Here is a 20,543-nt window from a genome sequence, read left to right as displayed (position 1 = left end):
TCAGACCTTCCGCAGGGCCGCCTTGCCGAAGAGCCCGTTGGGCTTCACGGCGAGCACCGCGATCAGCAGCGCGAAGGTGAGGATGTAGGTGTGGGACGAGCCGAGATAGGTCGTCACGAAGGCTTCGACGAGCCCGTAGAGAAACCCCGCAAGCATCACGCCCGAGGCCGAGGTCATGCCGCCCAGGATCGCGACGGCGAAGGCCTTGATCCCGAAGAGCGTGCCCATGTCGGAATGCACCGAGAAGAGCGGCGCGATCAGCAGGCCCGCGGCGCCCGCGAGCATCGCCGAGAGCGCGAAGGAGCCCGAGATCATCAGCGAGGTGTTGATCCCCATCAGCCGCGCGGCATCGGGGTTTTGCACCACCGCCAGCAGCGCACGGCCCTGCCGGGTGCGGCGGAAGAGAAGCTGGAGCGCCACTGCGACGCCGATGGCGACGGCCGGGATGAGGAGCTGTTGCGGATAGACGCCGGTTCCGAGGATCTGCCAGCTCGACTCGACGAGAGGCGATGGCAGGCTGCGGGGCTCGTTGCCGAAGGTGAAGAGCACGGTGTTGTCGAGCAGGATGCCGCCCGCGACCGTGGCCATGAGCCAGGCCTCGGAGCCGCGCGCCGCGAAGGGACGGACCAGGCAGAACTCAACGACCACGCCCATGAAGGCACAGCCCAGAAGCGCGAGCGGGTAGGCCAGGATGACCGGCAGCCCGGCGCGCTCGGTCAGGACAAAGCCCAGCACCGCGCCCAGCATGACCATCGAGCCCTGGGCGAAATTCACCCGGGAGCAGACCGAATAGGTGATCTGAAATCCAAGCGCGATCAGGCCGTACATCGCGCCAAGGCCGATGCCGGTCACGAGGGCGGTCACGAATAGGGTCATTGGGGGCTCCGGGTCTTGGCCTTGAAGAAGGAACGGTCCCGGCGCGCGACCGGGAAGGGGGGCGGCAGCCCTCGGGAGGAAGGCTGCCGCGCCTGGGTCAGTCTGCGAGCGGGACGATCTCGCCCTCGACGAAGTTGGCGAAAATGTAATCCTGCGGGCCGAGCGCGTCCTGATCCTCCGGCGTGAAGGGCATGTCGTAGGTCTTGATGACCCCCTCGACGCCGGAGATCTCGTACATCGCCTGGCGGATCGCCGGACCCTCTGTGGAGCCGGCCTTCTCGATCGCGGCGGCCAGAAGCAGCGTCGCGTCATAGGCGTTGGCGATACCGGTGGCCGGGGTCACGTCGGCGAGGCTCTCGATCTCGGGGAACCGCTCCTGCAGCTTCATGAAGAGCGGATGCGCGGGGTCCGTGAAGAGGAAGGTCTGGATGAAGTGCACCTTCTCGCCCGAGGGCCCCGCAAGCTCGGTGAAGCGGCCGCCGGAGGGGCCCCAGTGCGAGGCGACCGGCACGTCCCAGCCCATCCGGTCGAGCGACTTCACGACTTGCGCCGAGGGCGCCACGTTGGCCACGAGGAACAGGCCGTCGGCCCCGTTTTCCTTCAGCCGCGTGAGCTGCGGAACGACATCGACATCGTTGGATTCGAACTTCTCGATCCCGGCGTGCTCCATGCCGCGCTTCTCCAGCGCAATCATCAGGCCCTTTTCGTTCGACTCGCCCCACGGGTTGTTGATGAGGATCATGCCGGGCTTCTTGGAGCCGTACTTGGTGACGAGGTATTCGGTGATCGCCTCGTCGACGAACTCGTCCACTGCCGAGACGCGGAAGACGTAGTTCTCCTCGGCCCCGTTCTTGGTGATCGGCGTGCCCGCGGCCCAGGGGCCGATGAAAGGCACCTTGGCGTCGTTCGCGAAGGGCACGATGGCGAGCGATACCGGCGTGTCGAGACCGCCGATCATCGCGGCGACACCTTCGCGCTGCACCAGTTCGCGCGCGGCGATCAGGCCCTTGCCCGGGTTGCTCTCGTCGTCGCGGCTGACGAGCTCGAGCGGCCGGCCCAGCACGCCGCCTTCCGAATTGATCTTGTCGAGCGCGAGCGTGATTCCGCGGGTGATGGCCTCGCCGGATTTCGCGGACTGACCGCTGAGCGCGGCGACGAGGCCGATCTTGATCGGGTCATCCTGGGCGGCGGCGGGCAGGGCGTAACCCAGGGTCAGAGCGGCCGCACCTGCAAGCAGCAGGCGGCGCGTGAGGGGAAGGCAGATAGGCATCATATGTCTCCGTGAGCACAACAGCGGGTGCCTTCAGGGGCGTTCGGAGGCTCCGGAGTGTCAAACGCGCAGGGGCAAACGGGCTGCATTTCCGCCAGTCATACAGCGCCTGCACAGAGATGAGGCAGATTGCATGCAATTTTTGTATTTAATTTTCGCATGCAGATTACAGCGGCCGCGATCTGTGGCAGGTCTCGAATCGACTGATCGAAGGAGAAACCTATGCCTGAGCCGCTCAAGATCGACTACGACGCGCTGCCCGAGGAGGCCCGGATCGTGCATGACTTCCTCGAAGCCTCGATGAAGCCCGACCCCGAGCGCGCGGCGACCTACGTGGCCGAGGGCGTGGTCATCACCTTTACCGGCGGGCGGGTCTTCGATCATCCGTCCGGGCCCACGGCCTTCAACGCGATGCGTTATGCCTGGGTGAAGAAGGACATGCGGCAGTTCGACGTGGCGCAGGGCGCCGAGGGCACCGTGGTCTATTCCACGGGCTTTCTCTATGGCGCCTGGCCGGATGGCACGCCGTTCGACGGCAACCGCTACGTGGACCGGTTCGTCGTCGAGAACGGCAAGATCGTGAAGATGGACGTCTGGAACGACAGCGCCGAGCGGATATTGACCGCCCGCGGCATCGAGGCCTGAAGCGGCGCGTCAGCCCTTGGCACGGACGGGGCTGGCGTAGGGTTCCAGCGCATCGAGATGCGAGAACCCGTTGAGGTCGGCCCCGTTGAACTGCGCGCGCGAGGCGACCTGATCGAGATGTTGCCGCGCCACCCTCTGCGCCGTCGCGACATCGCCGGACTTGAGCGCCGCGACGATGTCGCGATGTTCCTGGATGCCGCATTGGGTCGAATGTGGCCGGGAGAATTGCGACAGTGTAAAGCCGCAGCGATAGCCGATCTCGTTCACGTAGCGGATGAGCACCGGGCTGCCGGTCAGCTCTGCCAGCAGGATGTGGAACTCGGTGGCCAGCCGGATCGAGATCGCCGGCGGACCGTCGCTGGCCTCGGCCTCTCTCTCGATATGGGCAAGCAGGGCCTCTTCCTGAGACGGTGTCAGGTCGGCGGCAAGACGGGCGATCACCAGGTCCTCGACCTGCGCCCGCAGTTCGAACAGGTCGCGCGCCTCCTCGAGGCTCGGCTGCGCCACCGCCGCTCCGCGGTTGTGCCGCAGCTCCACCAGCCCCTCCACCGAGAGCCGCTCCAGCGCCTGTCGAATGATCGTGCGGCTCGCCCCGAAGCGCTCGCCCAGCGAATCCTCGGGCAGTTTCATGCCGGGCAGCAGAGCGCGCTCCAGGATCGCGGAGCGCAATGCCACGCAAATCAACTCGGTACGGCTCTTCTGCTGCTCCCGGGACGTCATCGGCTCGCTCCACTTGATCCCTAGCTGAATGGCACCTCGGCCGCTGCTTCTCAATAGGTCGCGGTGCCGCGATGGCCATTTCGGCTCCGGTGCATGCTCGGGATCTGCTCGTGCGACACCGGGCCAAACGCCTTTACCGTGTGGGCTCTGCTGCCGACAGGTGCTCCCGGTAGGCTTCAAGCCGTGCGTTGGCGTTGGTATCGATCATCAGGATGGCGGCCATCATGGCGATGGTCGTGACCAGGCTTGCCCGCCAGATGGGCGCCTCGAACAACAGGATCGCCAGCGCGCAGACGGAAATGATCAGGGGGATGACCCTGAAAACAGCAATCCGGTAGTCGTTGAGGACCTTGTCGGCCCGCCGGATCTCGGATGCGACAAACCCGGCGGCGTCGCTGTTGTAGGCCTCCGCAAAGCTCGAAACCCTCCAGAAACCTGGAAGGAAGATCCCGAGCCCGATGATCAGGAGCAAGCTGCCCGCGACCAGGGTCGGGACGACATAGGCTTTCGAAACATCGGTCTTTCCCAGTTGCCAGAACCCGAGGCTCGCCAGGATAAAGCAAAGGCCGAACAGGACGAAGAAGGCGGAGGAAACCATCTCGGCCTTCGTCCAGTCGGTGGCTGTTTTCAGGATGTCCATGTGATTGGCTCTCGTCTGTGAGCTATGGCCGGGCATGCAGCAGGCTTGCCTCGGAGGATTGGTCGCGCGGCAGAAGGGGAAGCTCGGCGTTCCGAGCGGCCTTCGCTTGGCCCGCCCATCTCTGCCAGGGCGAATGCCCGCTACAGGTTCCAGCTGAACCCGGTTTCCTTTTCCGACAGGTCCCACAGCCTGACCATGACGGTCTTGTCGTGGGCATGCGGGTGCAGCGTGCCCTTGCCGACCGGACCGACGAATTCCATGCGGCCCGTGGGGCCATAGAGCGCCCGCTGTTCCAGGCCGGTCTCGGTCGCACACATCACCTCCGGCCAGGATCCCTTCTCGGCCGATTGCACCATCGGAGACAGCGACATGAGCCCGAACATGATCCGCGTCGCCAGGTTGCCGCTGGTTGTTATGAGAGAGGTGCGCGACGAGCCGGGGTGGCAGACATAGACCTCGACGTCCGTGTTCCCGGCCGCTGCAAGCCGGTCCTGCAACTCGTAGGCAAACATCATCTGCGCCAGCTTGCTCTGGGAGTAGGTCTTGTTCTGGTGGTAGTTCCTGTCCCAGTTCATGTCGTCGAACTGGATGGTCTTGATCCCCATGGTGTAGCCGAGGCTCGAGACGACCACGATCCGGCCCTTCGATGCCTCGATCCGTTCGAAGAGCAGGCCGCACAGAAGGAAATGGCCGTAGTGGTTCGTGCCGAGCATGCTCTCGAACCCGTCCACGGTGAGCTTCTGCGTCGGCACCTGCGCGATGGCGGCGTTGCAGATCAGGGCGTCGATCCGTGGAACCGTCTTCAGGACGTCCGCCGCGGCCTCCCGCACGCTGGCGAGCGAGGCGAGGTCCATGCGGACAAAGGTCAGCTCGGCGCCAGCGCCGAACTCTTTCCTGAGGTCAGCCTCTGCAGCGGCGGATTTCTCGGCGCTGCGGTTCAGCATGACGACTCCGGCACCCTTGGCCAGCAGCGTCCGCGCCGCCTGAAAGCCGGCCCCGGCGTTGGCGCCGGTGATGAGGTAGGTCTTGCCGGAAAGGTCGCCAAGGCGGTCCGGGGTCCAGCCCTTGGGGCCAAATCGTGTATCTGCCATTTAAATGCTCCTGTCAGCCACGGCTGGCTGCTTGTGTGGGGTGTGTTCGTCTTGTCTGGAGCATCAGTTAGACGCGGGCATCGTCGCAAAACAGGCGAATACATCTCGAATACATGCCTGATCGTCTCGCGTGTATTGAATGGTGACATCAAGCGGCGCTAGATCGGTCTCATGAGCAAGGAACGGATCAAGCACCTCATCGAGCGCCGGGTCAGCGCGGCTGGCACCGTCGAGACCGGGATCAGGGGCGTACAGCTTTTTCGGGTCACCGAAGCGCTTCGCTGCGCCCCCGCGGTCTACGAGCCCTGCGTCGTGGCCGTCGTGAGCGGGTCCAAGGAGGCGATCCTGGACGGCGAAAGGCACCTCTACGACAGCACGCGATACATGTGCTGCCCGATGACGATGCCGGTAGAGGCGGGCACGCCCGAGGCGTCCCCTGAAACGCCGCTCCTCGGGGTGCTGATCTCGCTGAACACGCGGGTCATGACCGAACTCGCGATCGAGATGGAAAACGCCGCGGGCGCCATCCGTAGCCCGAAGGGCGGGCCGCTCCCGCAGGGGCTCACCCTGGCTCGCTGGGATGATGCGTTCACCGACGCACTGCTGCGGCTGCTGCAGCTGCTGGACAGCCCGACCGACCGGACCGTCCTCGGAGATGGTCGTCTGCGAGAGCTCTACTACGCCGTTCTGAAAGGCGAGGCGGGGGCGGCGGCGCGGCGGGCCTTTGGTGTCGGCAACGAGATCGCCCGGACGATCGAGTTTCTGTCCTCCCGCTTGAACGAACCGGTCACCATCGACGATATGGCCGCGCAGGTGGGCATGAGCCGTGCCGTGTTTCACCGCAAGTTCAAACAGGCGACCACCATGTCGCCCATCCAGTTCGTCAAATCCATGCGGCTGAACAATGCCGCGATGCGGATTGCCGGCGGCATGACCGTGAACGAGGCGGCGATGGATGTGGGATACGTGAGTTCCTCCCAGTTCAGCCGCGAGTTCAAGCGCATGTACGGGCAGTCGCCTCGGCACTGGAGCCAGTCTCAGCGGTTTCCTGCAGGATCGGCATGACGCCGGTGCCCGTTCCGATGCCGTGGACGGGCGCGCGCAGGTGGAAGGGGGCGGATGCTCAGATCCCCTGTCGCGCGCCGACTGCAACGGCCGGGGGACATGCCGCCAGCTCGCGGAGCAGGGTGCGTTTCAACCCTCGGACGTCGACGGCGAAAGGCCTGTGGCCCATTCACGGGGCGTCAGGAAAACCGCCTTCTGATCGACGAGGAACCGGACGATTCTCGTGAACGCGGCAAACCGGCTGCGGTCTCCGAACCAACTGTTCGGATGCCCTTGGAGAACAAGCACCTGCTTGTCCAGATGCCGGTCGAAGCCCCGCCGGAACGCCTCGTAGTCGGGCACATGGACCGGGTATTCGATGTTCACCTCTGGGATGCGATGAAGAACCCGCTTCGAGGTCGGGAACGGGGTCTCCTTGAACAGCCAGACTTCGAGTTCCTCGACCGAATGCATCGCGGAAACAGTGGCTTGGTCCGTGGCATTGAACGGAGCGCCGAACGTTGCCAGCGTCAGGCCCAGTCGGCGCCGGGCAAGCTCTTGCGTCCGTCGCAACGCCGCAAGTTGATGGCCGAAAGACGTCCCGCGGAACTCGGCGCCCTGCTGGCCGTCGAGAGGCTGCGCATCCTCCGGACGGTCGTGCGCATATCCATGGTTCCAGATCTCGTGGCCCGTTGCCGATTGATCCGTCAGCCAATCCAGGAAGGCCTCTCCCGGCATTTCCAGCCCGCGCCCGATCACTCCGAGTGAGGCGACGACCCGCTGCTCGTTCAGCACGTCCATCGTCTCGCGCCAGCACGCCGGAGCGACGTCGCTCTCCGCGCCAGCGTCGTCGAGCTTCAGGATGATCCTTGGAAGTTCGGTCAATCGTTGCTCCAATTCCGGCAGCGTTCTCATAACGTGCCTTGGGCCAGTATGCGAGCCGGGCAGTTCCCCCAATGCTGTAACCAGCCATCCAGCAACCGAAAATCCGGCTGGATGGCGCGTGTGTCCAGCGTCTCCGTCCGTGTTTCCTATGCTTCGGATCCTTCGCTGGAGAGCGGATGCAACGGACCAGGGCCGGACCAACGACTTGCGGGCCGTGTCTCTGGTCGTGCATGTCTGGGCGGGGGAGGGGGAGACGATGTCGCAAGAACCATTCGACTACATCATCGTGGGGGCCGGGACGGCGGGGTGCCTGCTGGCAAACCGGCTTAGCGCGGATCCGCAGGTGCGCGTCCTGCTGCTGGAGGCCGGGAAGCCGGACACCTATCCCTGGATCCATATCCCGGTCGGTTATCTCTACTGCATCGGCAACCCGCGCGCCGACTGGATGTACAGGACCGAGGCCGACGTGGGTCTGAACGGGCGCAGCCTGATCTATCCGCGCGGCAAGACGCTGGGCGGGTGCTCGTCGATCAACGGGATGATCTACATGCGGGGGCAGGCCCGCGACTATGACAACTGGGCCCGGCTGACCGGAGAGCCCGCCTGGTCCTGGCAGAACGCGCTGGAGGACTTCAAGGCGCATGAGGATCACTACCGGCTCGACGATGGGGCCGACCCGTCGACCGGCCACAACAGCCGGTTCTCGGACACGCATGGCCACGGCGGGGAGTGGCGCATCGAGAAACAGCGGTTGCGGTGGGACGTGCTGGACAGTTTTGCCGACGCCGCCGAACAGTACGGGATAGACAAGACCGACGATTTCAACTCCGGCGACAACAGCGGGGTGGGGTATTTCGACGTCAACCAGCGCTCGGGATGGCGCTGGAATGCGTCGAAGGCCTTTCTGCGTCCGGCACGCTCGCGCAAGAACCTCACGGTCTGGACAGATGCGCAGGTCGAGAGGCTGACCTTTGAGCGGACCGCCGAAGGGCGCATCCGGTGCTCGGGAGTGCACGTGTGCCGCGAGCGGACGTCGGTTCAGGTCGATGCCCGACGGGAGGTCGTGCTCTCCGCGGGGGCCGTGAACACGCCGCAGATCCTGCAACTCTCGGGGGTCGGGCCGGCGGGGCTGCTGAAATCCCATGGCATCGACGTGGTTCTGGATGCGCCCGGCGTGGGCGAGAACCTGCAGGACCATCTGCAGATCCGCACGGTCTTCAAGGTCCGGCACACGCCGACGCTGAACATGCTGCTCCACTCGGTGTTCGGCAAGATGAAGATCGGGCTTCAATACGCCCTCACACGCTCCGGGCCGATGAGCATGTCGCCGAGCCAGCTCGGGGCGTTCACCCGCTCCGATCCGGGCAGGGCGCACGCCAATCTCGAATATCACATTCAGCCCTTGAGCCTGGAGGCCTTCGGCGAGCCGTTGCACGACTTCCCGGCGATCACCGTGAGCGTGTGCAACCTGAACCCGAGCAGCCGCGGCCATATCCGTATCCGCTCCGCCGATTTCAGGGACCGCCCCGCCATTACGCTGAACTACCTCGCGACGGAGGACGACCGGAAGGTCGCCGCCGAGAGCCTGCGCCAGGTCCGGCAGATCATGGCGCAACCGGCCATGCAGCGCTTCGAGCCGGAGGAATACAAGCCCGGCGTTCAGTTCCAGAGCGAAGAGGAGCTGGCGCAACTGGCCGGAGACATTGCCACGACGATCTTTCACCCGGTTGGAACGGCGAAGATGGGCACGGTGGAGGATGCCCACGCGGTCGTCGATCCGCAGTTGCGCGTCAAGGGCGTCAGCGGCCTGCGGGTCGTGGATGCCAGCATCATGCCCGAGATCACCAGCGGCAACACCAACGCTCCCACACTTATGATCGCCGAAAAGGCGGCGGCCTGGATTCGGGCAGACGCCGTCGCTCGCGCTTCATAGAGGCGCGAGTGGGTGGCGCCATTGCCTGGGGCGTCCCGGTGCCGAAGGACGCCGCAACGGCGATTGCCCGCGCCGAGTCCGACGGCATGGCGCAGGAGGTGCGCATTGGCCTCTCGATTCCGTGATGCCGTGTCGATGGCAACACCCGGCGGTTGTTTCAGTAATTCCCTGCCGCGCGCATTCGAGACACGCCGACCTCCGAAGCCGCCGTTCATCGGCACCGCCGTCGGTGCGGCCAAGAGCGGGACGCGGCCCGTGGTGGAGCCGATTTTTCGCGGGTTCCTTCGGGGTCCGCTTCGCCGCGATCCAAAGCCTGATAGCGAAGAAAACCCATGTCGTCGGCGCAAAGTTCAGGGAGCATATGGTGCTGACAACCTTCCCAATGGGGGCTATTCGCACGGTAGCCAACATTCGCAACGCCTCCATTCGCAACGCCTCCAAAGGACCATCGCGCATCTTCCGGGAATGCCCGACCAATGCCTGTGGCGCCACGGGCCCGACGAAGGCAGCGATGCGAGACGACACCCCCTCCGCGTTGCCAAGAAAACACCTTGAGGCGTAGGATGCGCGCGGCCCAAAGCCACCCGGGTTCCTCTGAGGCATGACCGCTTCGGAGCAGTCTTCGCCGTGAGACGCTCCAGTCGCCCCAGGTTCGCACAGGAGTTGAACTCGACATCCCCGACAGACCAAACGGCTCACCTGGCTGCTTTCGGGTCATCGAATTTGCCAGATCGGAGCGGATTCCTCCGCCGCGAGCTCTACTGGAGTGTTTCGACAAGCGGCTGCCCGAGGGAGCCGGATGGCGGTTTGGTACCCAAGTAGGCCGCGATTGTCGGGGCCACATCGACCGTTTCCACCCGCCGAGCCACCCGTGAGGGTTCGATGCCCGGGCCGGAGACGATGATCGGGACATGTGTGTCGTAGCTCCAGGGCGAGCCATGCGCCGAGGCCACGGTAAGCCCGTCGAAATCGGCAACGAACCAGTGCGGTTCGAAGACGATGTAGATATCGCCCGACCGGTCGCTGTGGAAATTGGCCAGAACGGCGTCGTGGATCTTGCCGCGGGGCACCTGACCGGAGCGCAGGGCCGAACTTGTGATCGCATGGGCGATGCCCGGCAATTGCTCCAACTCCTTCGCAACCGCGCGTTCCACGTCCGCGCGGTCGAGACCACGCGCCTCGATCTCGGCGGTGTCGAGGTAGAGGTAGGGATTGGAGAAGTTGAGGATCAGGTCGCGGCTCTCGCCGAATTCCGCCGTCAGTCGGACGAATCCCGGCTCGGTATCCACCCGCCTGAAGTCGAACGTGTCGGCCTCGATGCCAAGGGTCGCGAGATAGCCGGGATGTTCGGGCGCGCCATGGTCCGACGACAGGACGACCAGCGTTCGGTCGAGGCCGATCCGGGCATCCACGTGCGACAGCAGGTCTGCCAGCGTTCGGTCGAGTCGGAGCAGGTTGTCCTCGGCCTCGAGGCTCGACGGACCGAACAGGTGGCCCACGTAATCCGTCGACGACAGGCTCACCGCGAGATAATCGGGCACGTCGTCCTGCCCAAGCGCCTCGGCGTCGATCAGCGCCTTCGCGAAATCCACGGTGATCTCGTCGCCCGCGGGGCTGAGCGTCAGGCGCGTCGTGAAATACCTGTCGTCCAATGCGCCCCAGGTGTGCGGGAAAGTGCGGCCGAAGCCGGGGAAGTCCGTCACCCAGGGCGGGGCCACCGGCTCCCAGGATTGCTCGTCGCGGCTGCCGAACAGGTAGGCGGACGGCGGGGAGGAGAGTTCCCAGGCGCGGTCTGCGTAGCTCGCGACCACGCCTTTCGCCTCCCAGTCGGCAATCCATTCGGGGTAGGTGTCGCGGTAGAAGGTGCTGGTCACGAAGCGGCCATCGGATTTCGAGAACCAGTAGGCCGAGCCCGCGTGGCCCGCCATCGATATGGCGCCGCGATCCTTGACCGAGACGCCGAAGACCTTCGCCTCCGGCCCGAAATGCAGTGCGATCTCGTCCGAGATCGTGGAGGTCAGGATATTGCGCGGCGAGCGCCCGTCGGTCGTGGCCGCCCGCTGGGTCGGATCGATCTCCGCATCGGCATCGACGCCTGCGGCCCCCACGAGAGGAAAGTCCGGGTCCTGCACGTTGTAGAATTCGGTGCCCGCGATCCGGTCGAACCAGAGGTTTGCCACCATGCCGTGAATCGCCGGGTCGGTGCCTGTGGCGAGGGTCGTGTGTCCGACGATCGTCTCGGTGTTGGCGTGCCGGTGATGGACGTCGACGAAGTGCACCCCGCCTTCGAGCAGCCGCCGGAAGCCGTCATCGCCCAGATGCCGTCCGTAGCGGTCGAGCAGATCCCCGCGTAACTGGTCGACGGTGATCTGCAGCACCAGTCGCGGCAGCTCCCGGCGTTCCTCCTGCGCGAGGGCGGGCGCCCCGACCAATGCGCATACCAGGGCCGGAACGGACAGATTTCGGAGCGTCGTCGGGGTGGGCATGTGAGGCGGGTCCTTCAGGTGGCATCTTTGGTCACTATCGCGCGGAGCACTGCGCTGCTCCAAGCGAAGTTTCCGGGCCGAGAGACCGAAATTGCCAACCTGGGCGGTTGAAGCCGTCCAAGCCATCTACGACGCCCTGCCCAGCGAACGCCCGGTCGCCTTAATTGGGCGAAGTTCAAATGCCTGCCCACTCTGGAAAGATTGTCACGGATCGGATGAAGGGCCAGTTCTGCCTTGGCAACGATCGCGGGCGAACACCCAATGTCCTTGAGCATATCGGCGACAGAGGCCCAATCTGCGGAGCCCGGATCCTTGTCACGGCGGTCGGACCACGAGCGAACACGCCGCCCGGCAGGGTGATGCTCGGTCAGGTGCATGTCTTCGCTCAAATAAATCTGTCGCACCCGCGTGGAGCAAACCCGGACATCTCCCGCATCGACGTCCTCGGTGTTCCAGGCATCTAGGGGTGTGACATTGGATCAGCGCTTGCGGACGTAGGGCGTGACGTCACGGCGGGGCCGGCGGAGACGGGAGAACGTCGAAATCCGCACCCGGGAAGGGCATTGATCCCGTTGATTTTTTCTATCCGTAAGGGATTTCATGGCTGGGGTGGTAGGATTCGAACCTACGGTACACGGTACCAAAAACCGCTGCCTTACCACTTGGCTACACCCCAGCAGCGGAGCGGTTCATACTTGCAGCCTCCGGGCACCGCAAGACCCTTGTGACATATTTTTTGCATTTGCCTGTCGCCCCTCTCAGATGCGGAGGGGCGTGGCCTTTGCAAGTTGATCGAATGCCATCAACGTCCCGATCAGGGCCGGCATCTCGGCGAGGGGGATCATGTTGGGGCCGTCGGACGGGGCGGTGTCCGGGGCTTCGTGAGTCTCGATGAAGACGGCCGCGATTCCGAGGCTGACGGCGGCGCGAGCCAGCACCGGGGCGAATTCGCGCTGGCCGCCGCTGGCGCCGCCGAGCCCGCCGGGCTGCTGCACCGCGTGGGTTGCATCCATCACCACGGGGTAGCCGGTCTGCATCATCCGGGGCAGGCTGCGCATGTCGGTTACCAGCGTGTTGTAGCCGAAGGAGCTGCCGCGCTCGGTCAGCAGGATGCGGCTGTTGCCGGTCGAGGCGACCTTGGCCGCGACGTTGTCCATGTCCCAGGGGGCAAGGAACTGGCCCTTCTTGACGTTGACGACTGCGCCGGTCTCGCCTGCGGCGAGCAGCAGGTCGGTCTGCCGGCAGAGGAACGCCGGGATCTGCAGGATGTCGACGGCCTCGGCGGCCGGGGCGCATTGCTCCGGCGCGTGGACATCGGTGAGGACCGGGCAGCCGATTTCCTCGCGCACGCGGGCGAGGATCTCGAGGCCGGCCGCCATGCCGGGGCCGCGACGCCCGGAGACGGAGGTCCGGTTGGCCTTGTCGTACGAAGCCTTGAACACGTAGCCCGCGCCGGCGGCGGCACAGGCCTCGAACATAGCGCGCGCGATCATCAGGGCATGCTCCGCGGTTTCCAGCTGGCAGGGGCCTGCGATCACGGTGAGGGGGCGGTCGTTGCCGATGGTCAGCGGCCCGACGGTGACGTCGATCATGGTTGGGTCCTCAAGCAGAGATCTGTTCGCGCAGCACCGAGGCGGTCAGCGATACCATCAGGTAGATACCGGCAAAGATCGCGAATGCCAGCAGCGTGTTCTCGAAGGCGCGCGGGTAGGTGGGCTCGTCCGGCGCGACGGGGCGCACGCCGACGGCCATGTAGCGCACCTGCCGGTTGGCCTCGATCCGGGCCATCTCGAGCTGCGTGGCGGCCTGCTGGAGCAGAAGCTGCCGGGTGGTCATGTCCGCCTCGGCGATGCGGAGCTGGCCGCTGATGCGTGCCAGCGAGGCCTTTCCGGTGCCGCTCTCGGTCATCGAACCGCGCAGGTCCTCGATCAGCGCTTCGAGCCGGGCGACGTCGCCGCTCGTGCCGGCGACACGCGCCTCGTTCGGGCGGGGATTCGAGAGCAGCTGCTCCAGCATCAGTTTCTTCTCGGAAAGCTGGACCTCGAAAGTGGTGATCTGCTGCATCATCGAGCCGGTCTCCGAGACCGGGTCGAGCACGCCAAGCTCTTCCTGAAGGGCCAGAACGCGGTCCTGCGCGTCGGCCACCTTCTGCTCGGCGGATTCGTAGCTTTGCAGCGCGCCGGACATCTGGTCCTCGCGCAGCCGCTGCGTCAGCTGGTCGACCTGCTCCTCGGCATAGCCTATCAGCGCCTCTGCAAAGGCCTGGCTGGTCTGCGGGTCGGCGGCGATCACCTCCATCTTGAGGATGCCTTCCGTAGGATCGAAGCCGACCTGGACGTTGCGGGTGTAGAGCTTGTAGGCGGCCTCGTTGGTCGCGTCCGGGTCGAGCCGCTGGATCGGGTCGATCCAGTCCTGCTGGAAATGCGCCTTGAAGCCGAGATCGGCGTCGAGCCGCAGCATCGCGTCGCGCGATTGCAGGTAGGACTGCACCGTCGTGCTGTCCTGCTGGACGGCGAGGCCGGTGCCGCGGAACAGGTTGCCAAGCCCGCCGGGGGAGGCGGAGATGTCGGCCTGCTGGATCACGAATTCGGATTTCGTGGCGTACATCGGCGTCGCCATGACGGCGTAGTACCAGCCGGCCAGCAGCGTCGGCAGGAAGACGAAGACGGCGAGGCGGGCGAAGAGCGCCATCGTGTTGCGGCGGCGACGGCGGGCGATGTCCTGCTGAATGCGATAGATCTCGCCGGCGCGGTCCTCGGGCAGCGAGAGCGGAACCTCGGGCAGGGCGGGGGGCTTGGTGGGCTCCACGGTCTGCGGCAGCTGGTAATTCGCCTCGGACGTACCGGTGCGGGCCTCGGTCGGCACGAGCTCAAGCATCGCGGCGCGCTCGAACGGGTCGATCCCGCGGGCGCGGAGCTGGCGGACGGCGTCGAAATCCGAGGTCACCGCCAGCCCGTGCTTCTGGGCCATGCGCCGTGCGAGGCGAAGCTGGCGGCCGGTCAGCCCCTCGCGCCGGATCGCGGCGATGTCGGTCTCGGAGGCGACGTCCTGTGGCGTGGAGATCTCGCCGGACCGCGCCTCGGCGGGGGCGTCGGCGCTGTTGGCCGGGTTCGGCGCTGCATCGGCTTCGGACGCCTGGGACGCGCTCCGCGCGGCCTGGATTGCGGCGCGGGCACGCGCTACCCCATCGGCCGAGACGCCTTCGGCGAGCGCGTCACTGCGCCTGAGACGGTATTTCCTGGCCTTGGCCTTGGTAGTCATAGAGCTGTTTCGCTTCTTCCAGGGTGTCGAACATGTGGAGCCTGCCGTCGCGCAGGACGGCGGCGCTGCGGGCGAATTTCTCGAGCGTCTTGGCCTGATGCGACACGATCACGACGGTCGTGTGCTTCAGTCGCTCGCGCAGGATCGCCCCGGCCTTCCGGTTGAATTCCACGTCGGTGGTGTTGGGCATGCCCTCGTCGATCAGGTAGATCTCGAAATCGAGCGCCAGCATCAGCGCAAAGCTGAAGCGGGCCTTCATGCCCTGGCTGTAGGTGCCCACGGGCATCTCGAAATACTCCTCGAGATCGCACATCCAGCGCACGAATGCCTCGACGTAATCCGGGTCCAGCCCGTACAGGCGGGCGATATAGCGGGCATTTTCGGTTCCGCTGTGGCGGTGGACGACTCCGCCCATGAAGCCGAGCGGAAAGGAGACGCGGCAGCTGCGCCGGATCTCTCCCTCGTCTGGCTTCTCCAGCCCGGCCATCATGTTGATCAGCGTCGTCTTTCCGGTGCCGTTGGGCGCCAGGATGCCCAGCGACCGGCCAAGCTCCACGCGCAGGTTCGCACGGTCGAGGATGACCTTGCGCTGCGTGCCGGTCCAGAAGGACTTGCTGACATTGTTGAACTCGATCATGCACCGTTCCAGGCGGGGCCAGTTATCGCGACTCTGGGCCCGCAGGGTTTCCTTGTGGTTAAACATCGCAGGCGTTTTGGGCGCCAGTATGTCGTGAATGGTGCAGGTGGTCCAACGCAAAGGGCCGCGCGCCATTCCGCCCGCGGCCCAGCTCGTGTCAGCATCTGTTGCGCCGGGATCAGGCAGCCAGCGACCAGGCGATTCCGGCCAGCACCGCGCCGGTGAGGGCGAAGCCGATGTAACCTGCAAAGACCCGCGGCTTGACCAGCGCCCAGACGGCCACGGCTGCCGGGATACAGCTCACTCCGCCGGCCACCACAAAGGACATCGCGGCCCCGTTCGACATGCCCTGTTGCAGCAACGCGTCGATCAGCGGCACCGCGGCATAGCCGTTGAGGTAGGCCGGTGCGCCGACAAGGGCACCCACGAGGATCGGCCAGAGCCCCTCGCCGCCGAGCAGGCGCGCGATCGACTCGGCCGGAACATGGGTGAGCATCAGCGCCTCGAGGATGTAAGCGAGCAACAGCCATTTCGCGAGGAAGATCGCGTTGTTGCGGCCGGTGGAGACGAAGGTCTCGCGCCGGGGCTGCTCGGTCCAGAACTTCCAGACCGGTTCCCCGGAGAGGGGCTTTTTCGAGCAACAGCAGGAACTTGTCTGCGGCTTCTCGCGCAGCGGGTCAACAAAGATGGCGGAGTTGGCGAAGAGCTTGACGCCAAAACCGCCCATCAGGCCCACGCCGACCGCCGCGAGCGTCTTGGCAACTGCGAAATCCAGTCCGAGCGCGCCTGTCGTGATGATGAACATCGCGGGGTCCATCAGCGGCGAGGCAAGCCAGAAGGCCATCACCGCCGAGAGCGGCGCTCCGATGGCCAGCATGGCGGCGATGAAGGGGATGACCTCGCAGGAACAGAAGGGCGAGAGCCCGCCCGCCATGGCGGCGAGCAGGATCATCCGCGTCTCGCGCCCCTCGAAGGCGCGGGCCAGCAGAGTCTCGGCGCCGGTCGCCTTGAGATAGGCGACGGCCAGAACCGCAAACAGGATGAACGGCGCGGTGTGGGCCAGCGCGCCGAGCGCGAAGGTCATGGTGTCCAACGCCTGTGGCGCGTCGAACAGCGCGATGCCCAGCGGGATCGCGGCGATCAGCAGCCACACCTTGTCGGTTCTGCGCCACAAGGCCGGCAGCGGAGAGGGGGTCTGGGTGGTGTCACTCATGGCGATGGTGATCCTGTGGGTTGGTGCTGTCGGCACAGCATTCGGAGAGGAGGAAGTCGGTCAGGGCGCGGATCTCGTGGTAGGCGACGGCGGCGCAGATGACGCTGCGGCCCTTGCGCGTCTGCTTCACCAGCCCGACCTGGGTGAGCGTCTTGACGTGGTGGGTCAGCGTCGAGCCGGTCACCCCGCAGCGTTCGCCCAGCTCTCCGATCGAGAGCCCCTCGGGCCCGGCGCGGACAAGGCTGCGCAACACGCTCAGCCGCTGTTCGGAGCCGAGGGCGGCAAAGGTCGAGGCGGCGATTTCGAGCGCGATGCCCGGGGCGGCGGGGGGAGGGCTGTGAGTCGTCATGCCAATATATTTCTATACTTCTAGAAATATCGCAATGACAGATTTGCATGATCTCCGGACCGGCACTAGATACCCTCGCAGAATGGACGATCTGCCCGCCCGCATATCCGCCTGCCGGCTCTGCGCCGAGCGCTTTGCCGCCACCGAGACGGCGCATGCGCCGCGGCCGGTGGTGTGGTTCCGCCCCGGCGCGCGACTGTTGATCGTGGGGCAGGCGCCTGGGGCGCGGGTGCATGAGGCGGGCATACCGTTCCACGATCCCTCGGGCGACCGGCTGCGCGACTGGCTCGGGCTCGACCGCGACAGCTTCTATGACCGCGACCGGGTGGCGATCATGCCGATGGCCTTCTGTTTTCCCGGCTACCGCAAGGGTTCGGACCTGCCGCCGCCGCCGATCTGCGCGCGCACCTGGCGGGCCGAGGCGCTCCGCTGGGCAGGGCCGTTCCGGCTGACCATCGTCATCGGCGGCTATGCCCAGAAATACCACCTCGGCGCGGCGGCGGCCGGGGGCGTCACCCGGACGGTGGCGCGCTGGCGCGACCATGCGCCCGAGGTATTCCCCTTGCCCCATCCGTCCTGGCGCAATACGGCGTGGCTGAAGCGGAACCCCTGGTTCGAGAGCGACCTGCTGCCGGTTCTGCGACGACAGGTGCAGGAGACGATGCGATGAACGACGAGGCGACCGCCCTCGACCGGGCCCACCAGGCGATGATCGCGGAGCCGGACAGCGACGCCGCGCGGATGCGCTTCCACGAAAGACTGGCCGATTCGGAACTGTTCCTGCTGCTCGAGCGCGAGGCCGACGGCGAGAGCATCGAACCCAAGGTGTTTCCGCTGGGGGACGGGCCGGTGGTGCTGGTGTTCGACCGGGAGTTGCGGCTCGCGGAATTCGTCGGCGCGGAAGCGGATTTCGCCGCGCTCTCGGGACGGCATGTTGTGAAGATGCTTGCGGGGCAGGGGATCGGGCTCGGCGTGAACCTCGGGGTTCCGGCCTCCGAGACGATCCTTCCGGCGGAGGCCGTCAACTGGCTGGCCGACATGCTCGGGCATGGTCCGCAGGAGGCCGAGGAGCGCCCGCGCGAGGTTTCGGCGCCCCGGTCGGTGCCCGAGAGCCTGCTCAGCGGGCTCGACGCGAAGCTGGCCGTCGCCGCCGGACTTGCGCGCCTGGCCTACCTGGTCGCGGTGCAGTACGACAGCGGCCGCAACGGACACCTCCTCGCCTTTGTCGACACGGTGCCGGGCGCGGAACGGGCGCTGGCCTCCGCCGCGGGCGAGGCGCTGACCTTTTCCGGGCTGGAAGCCGGCGAGATGGACGTGGCCTTCATCGCCGCAAGCGACCCGCTTGCCGCGCGGCTGGCCAGGGTGGGGCTGCGCTTCGACCTGCCGGAACCGGCCCGGTCGGAGGTGACCGAGATCGCCCCGCCCGGAATGGACCCCGACGATCCGCCGATCCTGCGCTGAGCACGCCGCCACTCGCGGCAACGGACGGGCTGTCGGCTCGATGATCGAGCGATCCGACATGTGACCGACGGCTCCCGCCCGTCTTCAGGGCCTTGCGGCCCCTCATCCCGTTGGGCCGGGCGCGCCTGCGGCGCGGGGGAAGGCGGTGCTGGCTCGGCTTGACATCCTCCGCCTCAAGGGGTGTATCGGCGCGGACCGAGATTTTCCGCCGAAAGGGCCCCGATATGCACGCCTATCGCAGCATGACCTGCGCCGACCTCACCCGCGCCAACGTGGGCGAAACCGTCCGTCTCTCCGGCTGGGTGCACCGGGTGCGCGACCATGGCGGCATCCTGTTCATCGACCTGCGCGACCATTACGGCGTGACGCAGGTGCTGGCCGACCCGGACAGCGCGGCCTTTTCCGAGGTCGAGAAGGTGCGCTCCGAGTGGTGCATCCGCATCGATGGCGAGGTAAAGGCCCGCGACGACGCGCTGGTGAACCCCAAGATCCCGACCGGCGAGGTCGAGGTCTTCATCCGCGACATCGAGGTGCTGGGCGCCGCCGAGGAACTGCCGCTGATGGTCTTCGGCGATCAGGAATACCCGGAGGAGACCCGGCTGCGCTATCGCTACCTCGACCTGCGCCGCGAGAAGCTGCAGGACAACATGAAGCTGCGCTCCGACGTGGTGGCCTCGATGCGCCGCCGCATGTGGGACCAGGGCTTCCGCGAGTACCAGACGCCGATCATCACCGCCTCGAGCCCCGAGGGCGCGCGCGACTTCCTCGTGCCGTCCCGCCTGCATCCCGGCAAGTTCTACGCCCTGCCGCAGGCGCCGCAGCAGTTCAAGCAGTTGATGATGGTCGCGGGCTTCGACAAGTATTTCCAGATCGCGCCCTGTTTCCGCGACGAGGACCCGCGCGCCGACCGCTCGCCGACCGACTTCTACCAGCTCGACATGGAGATGAGCTTCGTCACCCAGCAGGACGTGTTCGACACGATCCAGCCGGTGCTGACCGACGTCTTCGAGGAGTTCGGCAAGGGCGCCAAGGTCGACAAGCACTGGCCGCAGATCTCCTACCGTGACGCGGCGCTGTGGTACGGCACCGACAAGCCGGACCTGCGCAACCCGATCAAGATGCAGGACGTCTCGGAGCATTTCCGCGGCTCCGGATTCGCGATCTTCGCCAAGCTGCTGGAGCAGGACGGCACCGAGATCCGCGCGATCCCGGCGCCCACCGGCGGGTCCCGCAAGTTCTGCGACCGGATGAACAAGTTCGCCCAGCAGGAAGGGCTGCCCGGCATGGGCTACATCTTCTGGCGCGACGGCGAGGACGGCATGGAAGCCGCGGGCCCGCTGGCCAAGAACATCGGCCCCGAACGCACCGAGGCGATCCGCCAGCAGCTCGGCCTGGGCAAGGGCGACGCCGCCTTCTTCCTTGGCGGCAAGGCGGAGGCCTTCCAGAAGGTCGCCGGCAAGGCGCGCGACGTGATCGGCGACGAGCTCGGGCTGACCGAGAAGGACCGCTTCGCCTTCTGCTGGGTCGTGGACTTCCCGATCTACGAGAAGGACGAGGAGACCGGCGAGATCGATTTCGAGCACAACCCGTTCTCGATGCCGCAGGGCGGGCTGGAGGCGCTGGAAGGCGATCCGCTGAAGGTGCTGGGCTACCAGTACGACTGCGCCTGCAACGGCTACGAGATCCTTTCGGGGGCGATCCGGAACCACAAGCCGGAGATCATGTTCAAGGCCTTCGAAATCGCCGGCTATCCGAAGGAAGAGGTGATCAAGCGCTTTGGCGGCATGGTCAACGCCTTCCGCTTCGGCGCCCCGCCGCACGGTGGCTGCGCGGCCGGCATTGACCGGATCGTCATGCTGCTCGCCGACGAGGCCAACATCCGCGAGGTCATCATGTTCCCGATGAACCAGCGCGCCGAGGACCTGATGATGGGCGCGCCCTCGCTGCCCACCAACGAACAGCTTCGCGAACTGTCGCTGCGGGTGATCGAGAAGGAATGACATCGCCCTGAGCGGCACTGCCGACGCGCCCG

General features: G+C 66.0%; 18 protein-coding genes and 1 tRNA gene. 6 read left to right on the top strand and 13 right to left on the bottom strand.

Going from position 1 to position 20,543, the window contains the following annotated elements:
• Both CHB86_RS06420 and CHB86_RS06415 read right to left on the bottom strand, forming a co-directional pair.
• Positions 1-876: a branched-chain amino acid ABC transporter permease gene (locus CHB86_RS06420; protein ID WP_089232176.1), complete on the bottom strand. Its 876-nt coding sequence runs from the start codon at positions 874-876 to the stop codon at positions 1-3.
• Between the two features lie 97 nt (positions 877-973).
• Entirely contained in the window at positions 974-2,146 is a 1,173-nt protein-coding gene (locus CHB86_RS06415; RefSeq protein ID WP_089232588.1) for an ABC transporter substrate-binding protein, read from the bottom strand.
• A 222-nt stretch (positions 2,147-2,368) separates the two neighbouring features.
• On the opposite strand from CHB86_RS06415, the gene CHB86_RS06410 reads away from it, so the two are divergent.
• A complete protein-coding gene (locus tag CHB86_RS06410; protein WP_089232175.1) occupies positions 2,369-2,791 on the top strand; it encodes a nuclear transport factor 2 family protein in 423 nt (140 codons plus the stop codon).
• Between the two features lie 9 nt (positions 2,792-2,800).
• On the opposite strand, the gene CHB86_RS06405 is transcribed toward CHB86_RS06410, so the two are convergent.
• The 3 genes from CHB86_RS06405 to CHB86_RS06395 all read right to left on the bottom strand — a co-directional run bounded on the left by CHB86_RS06405 (position 2,801) and on the right by CHB86_RS06395 (position 5,242).
• Positions 2,801-3,511, bottom strand: a complete 711-nt coding sequence (locus tag CHB86_RS06405; protein WP_089232174.1) for a GntR family transcriptional regulator — start codon at positions 3,509-3,511, stop codon at positions 2,801-2,803.
• Between the two features lie 133 nt (positions 3,512-3,644).
• On the bottom strand, positions 3,645-4,151 hold the full coding sequence (locus CHB86_RS06400) for a hypothetical protein (protein WP_089232173.1): 507 nt from the start codon (positions 4,149-4,151) through the stop codon (positions 3,645-3,647).
• Between the two features lie 140 nt (positions 4,152-4,291).
• Complete coding sequence (locus tag CHB86_RS06395; RefSeq protein WP_089232172.1) at positions 4,292-5,242, bottom strand: SDR family oxidoreductase; 951 nt, start codon at positions 5,240-5,242, stop codon at positions 4,292-4,294.
• Between the two features lie 171 nt (positions 5,243-5,413).
• Here CHB86_RS06395 and CHB86_RS06390 point away from each other — a divergent pair, with 171 nt between their 5' ends.
• Positions 5,414-6,307, top strand: a complete 894-nt coding sequence (locus CHB86_RS06390; protein WP_089232171.1) for an AraC family transcriptional regulator — start codon at positions 5,414-5,416, stop codon at positions 6,305-6,307.
• A 129-nt stretch (positions 6,308-6,436) separates the two neighbouring features.
• On the opposite strand, the gene CHB86_RS06385 is transcribed toward CHB86_RS06390, so the two are convergent.
• The gene (locus tag CHB86_RS06385) at positions 6,437-7,201 is read right to left on the bottom strand and encodes a DUF2334 domain-containing protein (protein WP_141134831.1); all 765 of its coding nucleotides are present in this window, start codon (positions 7,199-7,201) and stop codon (positions 6,437-6,439) included.
• A 226-nt stretch (positions 7,202-7,427) separates the two neighbouring features.
• Here CHB86_RS06385 and CHB86_RS06380 point away from each other — a divergent pair, with 226 nt between their 5' ends.
• Positions 7,428-9,104 (top strand): GMC family oxidoreductase, encoded by a 1,677-nt coding sequence (locus tag CHB86_RS06380; RefSeq protein WP_089232587.1) that lies wholly within the window; start codon positions 7,428-7,430, stop codon positions 9,102-9,104.
• Positions 9,105-9,862: 758 nt separating this feature from the next.
• Here CHB86_RS06380 and CHB86_RS06375 read toward each other — a convergent pair.
• The 7 genes from CHB86_RS06375 to CHB86_RS06345 all read right to left on the bottom strand — a co-directional run bounded on the left by CHB86_RS06375 (position 9,863) and on the right by CHB86_RS06345 (position 17,050).
• Positions 9,863-11,590 (bottom strand): alkaline phosphatase family protein, encoded by a 1,728-nt coding sequence (locus CHB86_RS06375; protein WP_089232169.1) that lies wholly within the window; start codon positions 11,588-11,590, stop codon positions 9,863-9,865.
• Positions 11,591-12,191: 601 nt separating this feature from the next.
• A tRNA-Gln gene (locus CHB86_RS06370) sits at positions 12,192-12,266 on the bottom strand.
• 82 nt (positions 12,267-12,348) lie between these two features.
• On the bottom strand, positions 12,349-13,182 hold the full coding sequence (gene kdsA / locus CHB86_RS06365) for a 3-deoxy-8-phosphooctulonate synthase (RefSeq protein WP_089232168.1): 834 nt from the start codon (positions 13,180-13,182) through the stop codon (positions 12,349-12,351).
• Between the two features lie 10 nt (positions 13,183-13,192).
• The gene (locus tag CHB86_RS06360) at positions 13,193-14,851 is read right to left on the bottom strand and encodes a KpsE/RkpR family capsule polysaccharide export protein (protein ID WP_089232167.1); all 1,659 of its coding nucleotides are present in this window, start codon (positions 14,849-14,851) and stop codon (positions 13,193-13,195) included.
• Positions 14,805-15,488 carry an ABC transporter ATP-binding protein gene (locus CHB86_RS06355; RefSeq protein WP_089232166.1) on the bottom strand — a complete coding sequence of 228 codons (684 nt, stop codon included), beginning with the start codon at positions 15,486-15,488 and terminating at the stop codon, positions 14,805-14,807. The genes CHB86_RS06360 and CHB86_RS06355 overlap by 47 nt, the downstream gene beginning before the upstream one ends.
• 178 nt (positions 15,489-15,666) lie before the next feature.
• A complete protein-coding gene (locus CHB86_RS06350; protein ID WP_089232165.1) occupies positions 15,667-16,701 on the bottom strand; it encodes a permease in 1,035 nt (344 codons plus the stop codon).
• Positions 16,694-17,050 (bottom strand): ArsR/SmtB family transcription factor, encoded by a 357-nt coding sequence (locus tag CHB86_RS06345; protein WP_089232164.1) that lies wholly within the window; start codon positions 17,048-17,050, stop codon positions 16,694-16,696. The genes CHB86_RS06350 and CHB86_RS06345 overlap by 8 nt, the downstream gene beginning before the upstream one ends.
• Positions 17,051-17,132: 82 nt before the next feature.
• Here CHB86_RS06345 and CHB86_RS06340 point away from each other — a divergent pair, with 82 nt between their 5' ends.
• From CHB86_RS06340 to aspS, 3 genes are all read left to right on the top strand, one after another.
• Positions 17,133-17,720 carry a uracil-DNA glycosylase family protein gene (locus tag CHB86_RS06340; RefSeq protein WP_089232163.1) on the top strand — a complete coding sequence of 196 codons (588 nt, stop codon included), beginning with the start codon at positions 17,133-17,135 and terminating at the stop codon, positions 17,718-17,720.
• Entirely contained in the window at positions 17,717-18,511 is a 795-nt protein-coding gene (locus tag CHB86_RS06335; protein ID WP_089232162.1) for an SseB family protein, read from the top strand. The genes CHB86_RS06340 and CHB86_RS06335 overlap by 4 nt, the downstream gene beginning before the upstream one ends.
• Before the next feature lie 224 nt (positions 18,512-18,735).
• Positions 18,736-20,511, top strand: coding sequence for an aspartate--tRNA ligase (gene aspS / locus CHB86_RS06330; RefSeq protein ID WP_089232161.1), 1,776 nt, complete (start codon positions 18,736-18,738; stop codon positions 20,509-20,511).
• Positions 20,512-20,543: the final 32 nt, after the last annotated feature.

This window comes from Tropicimonas sediminicola, from assembly GCF_900188335.1.
Taxonomy (GTDB): domain Bacteria; phylum Pseudomonadota; class Alphaproteobacteria; order Rhodobacterales; family Rhodobacteraceae; genus Tropicimonas; species Tropicimonas sediminicola.
This window is presented reverse-complemented; position numbering and strand designations above follow the sequence as displayed.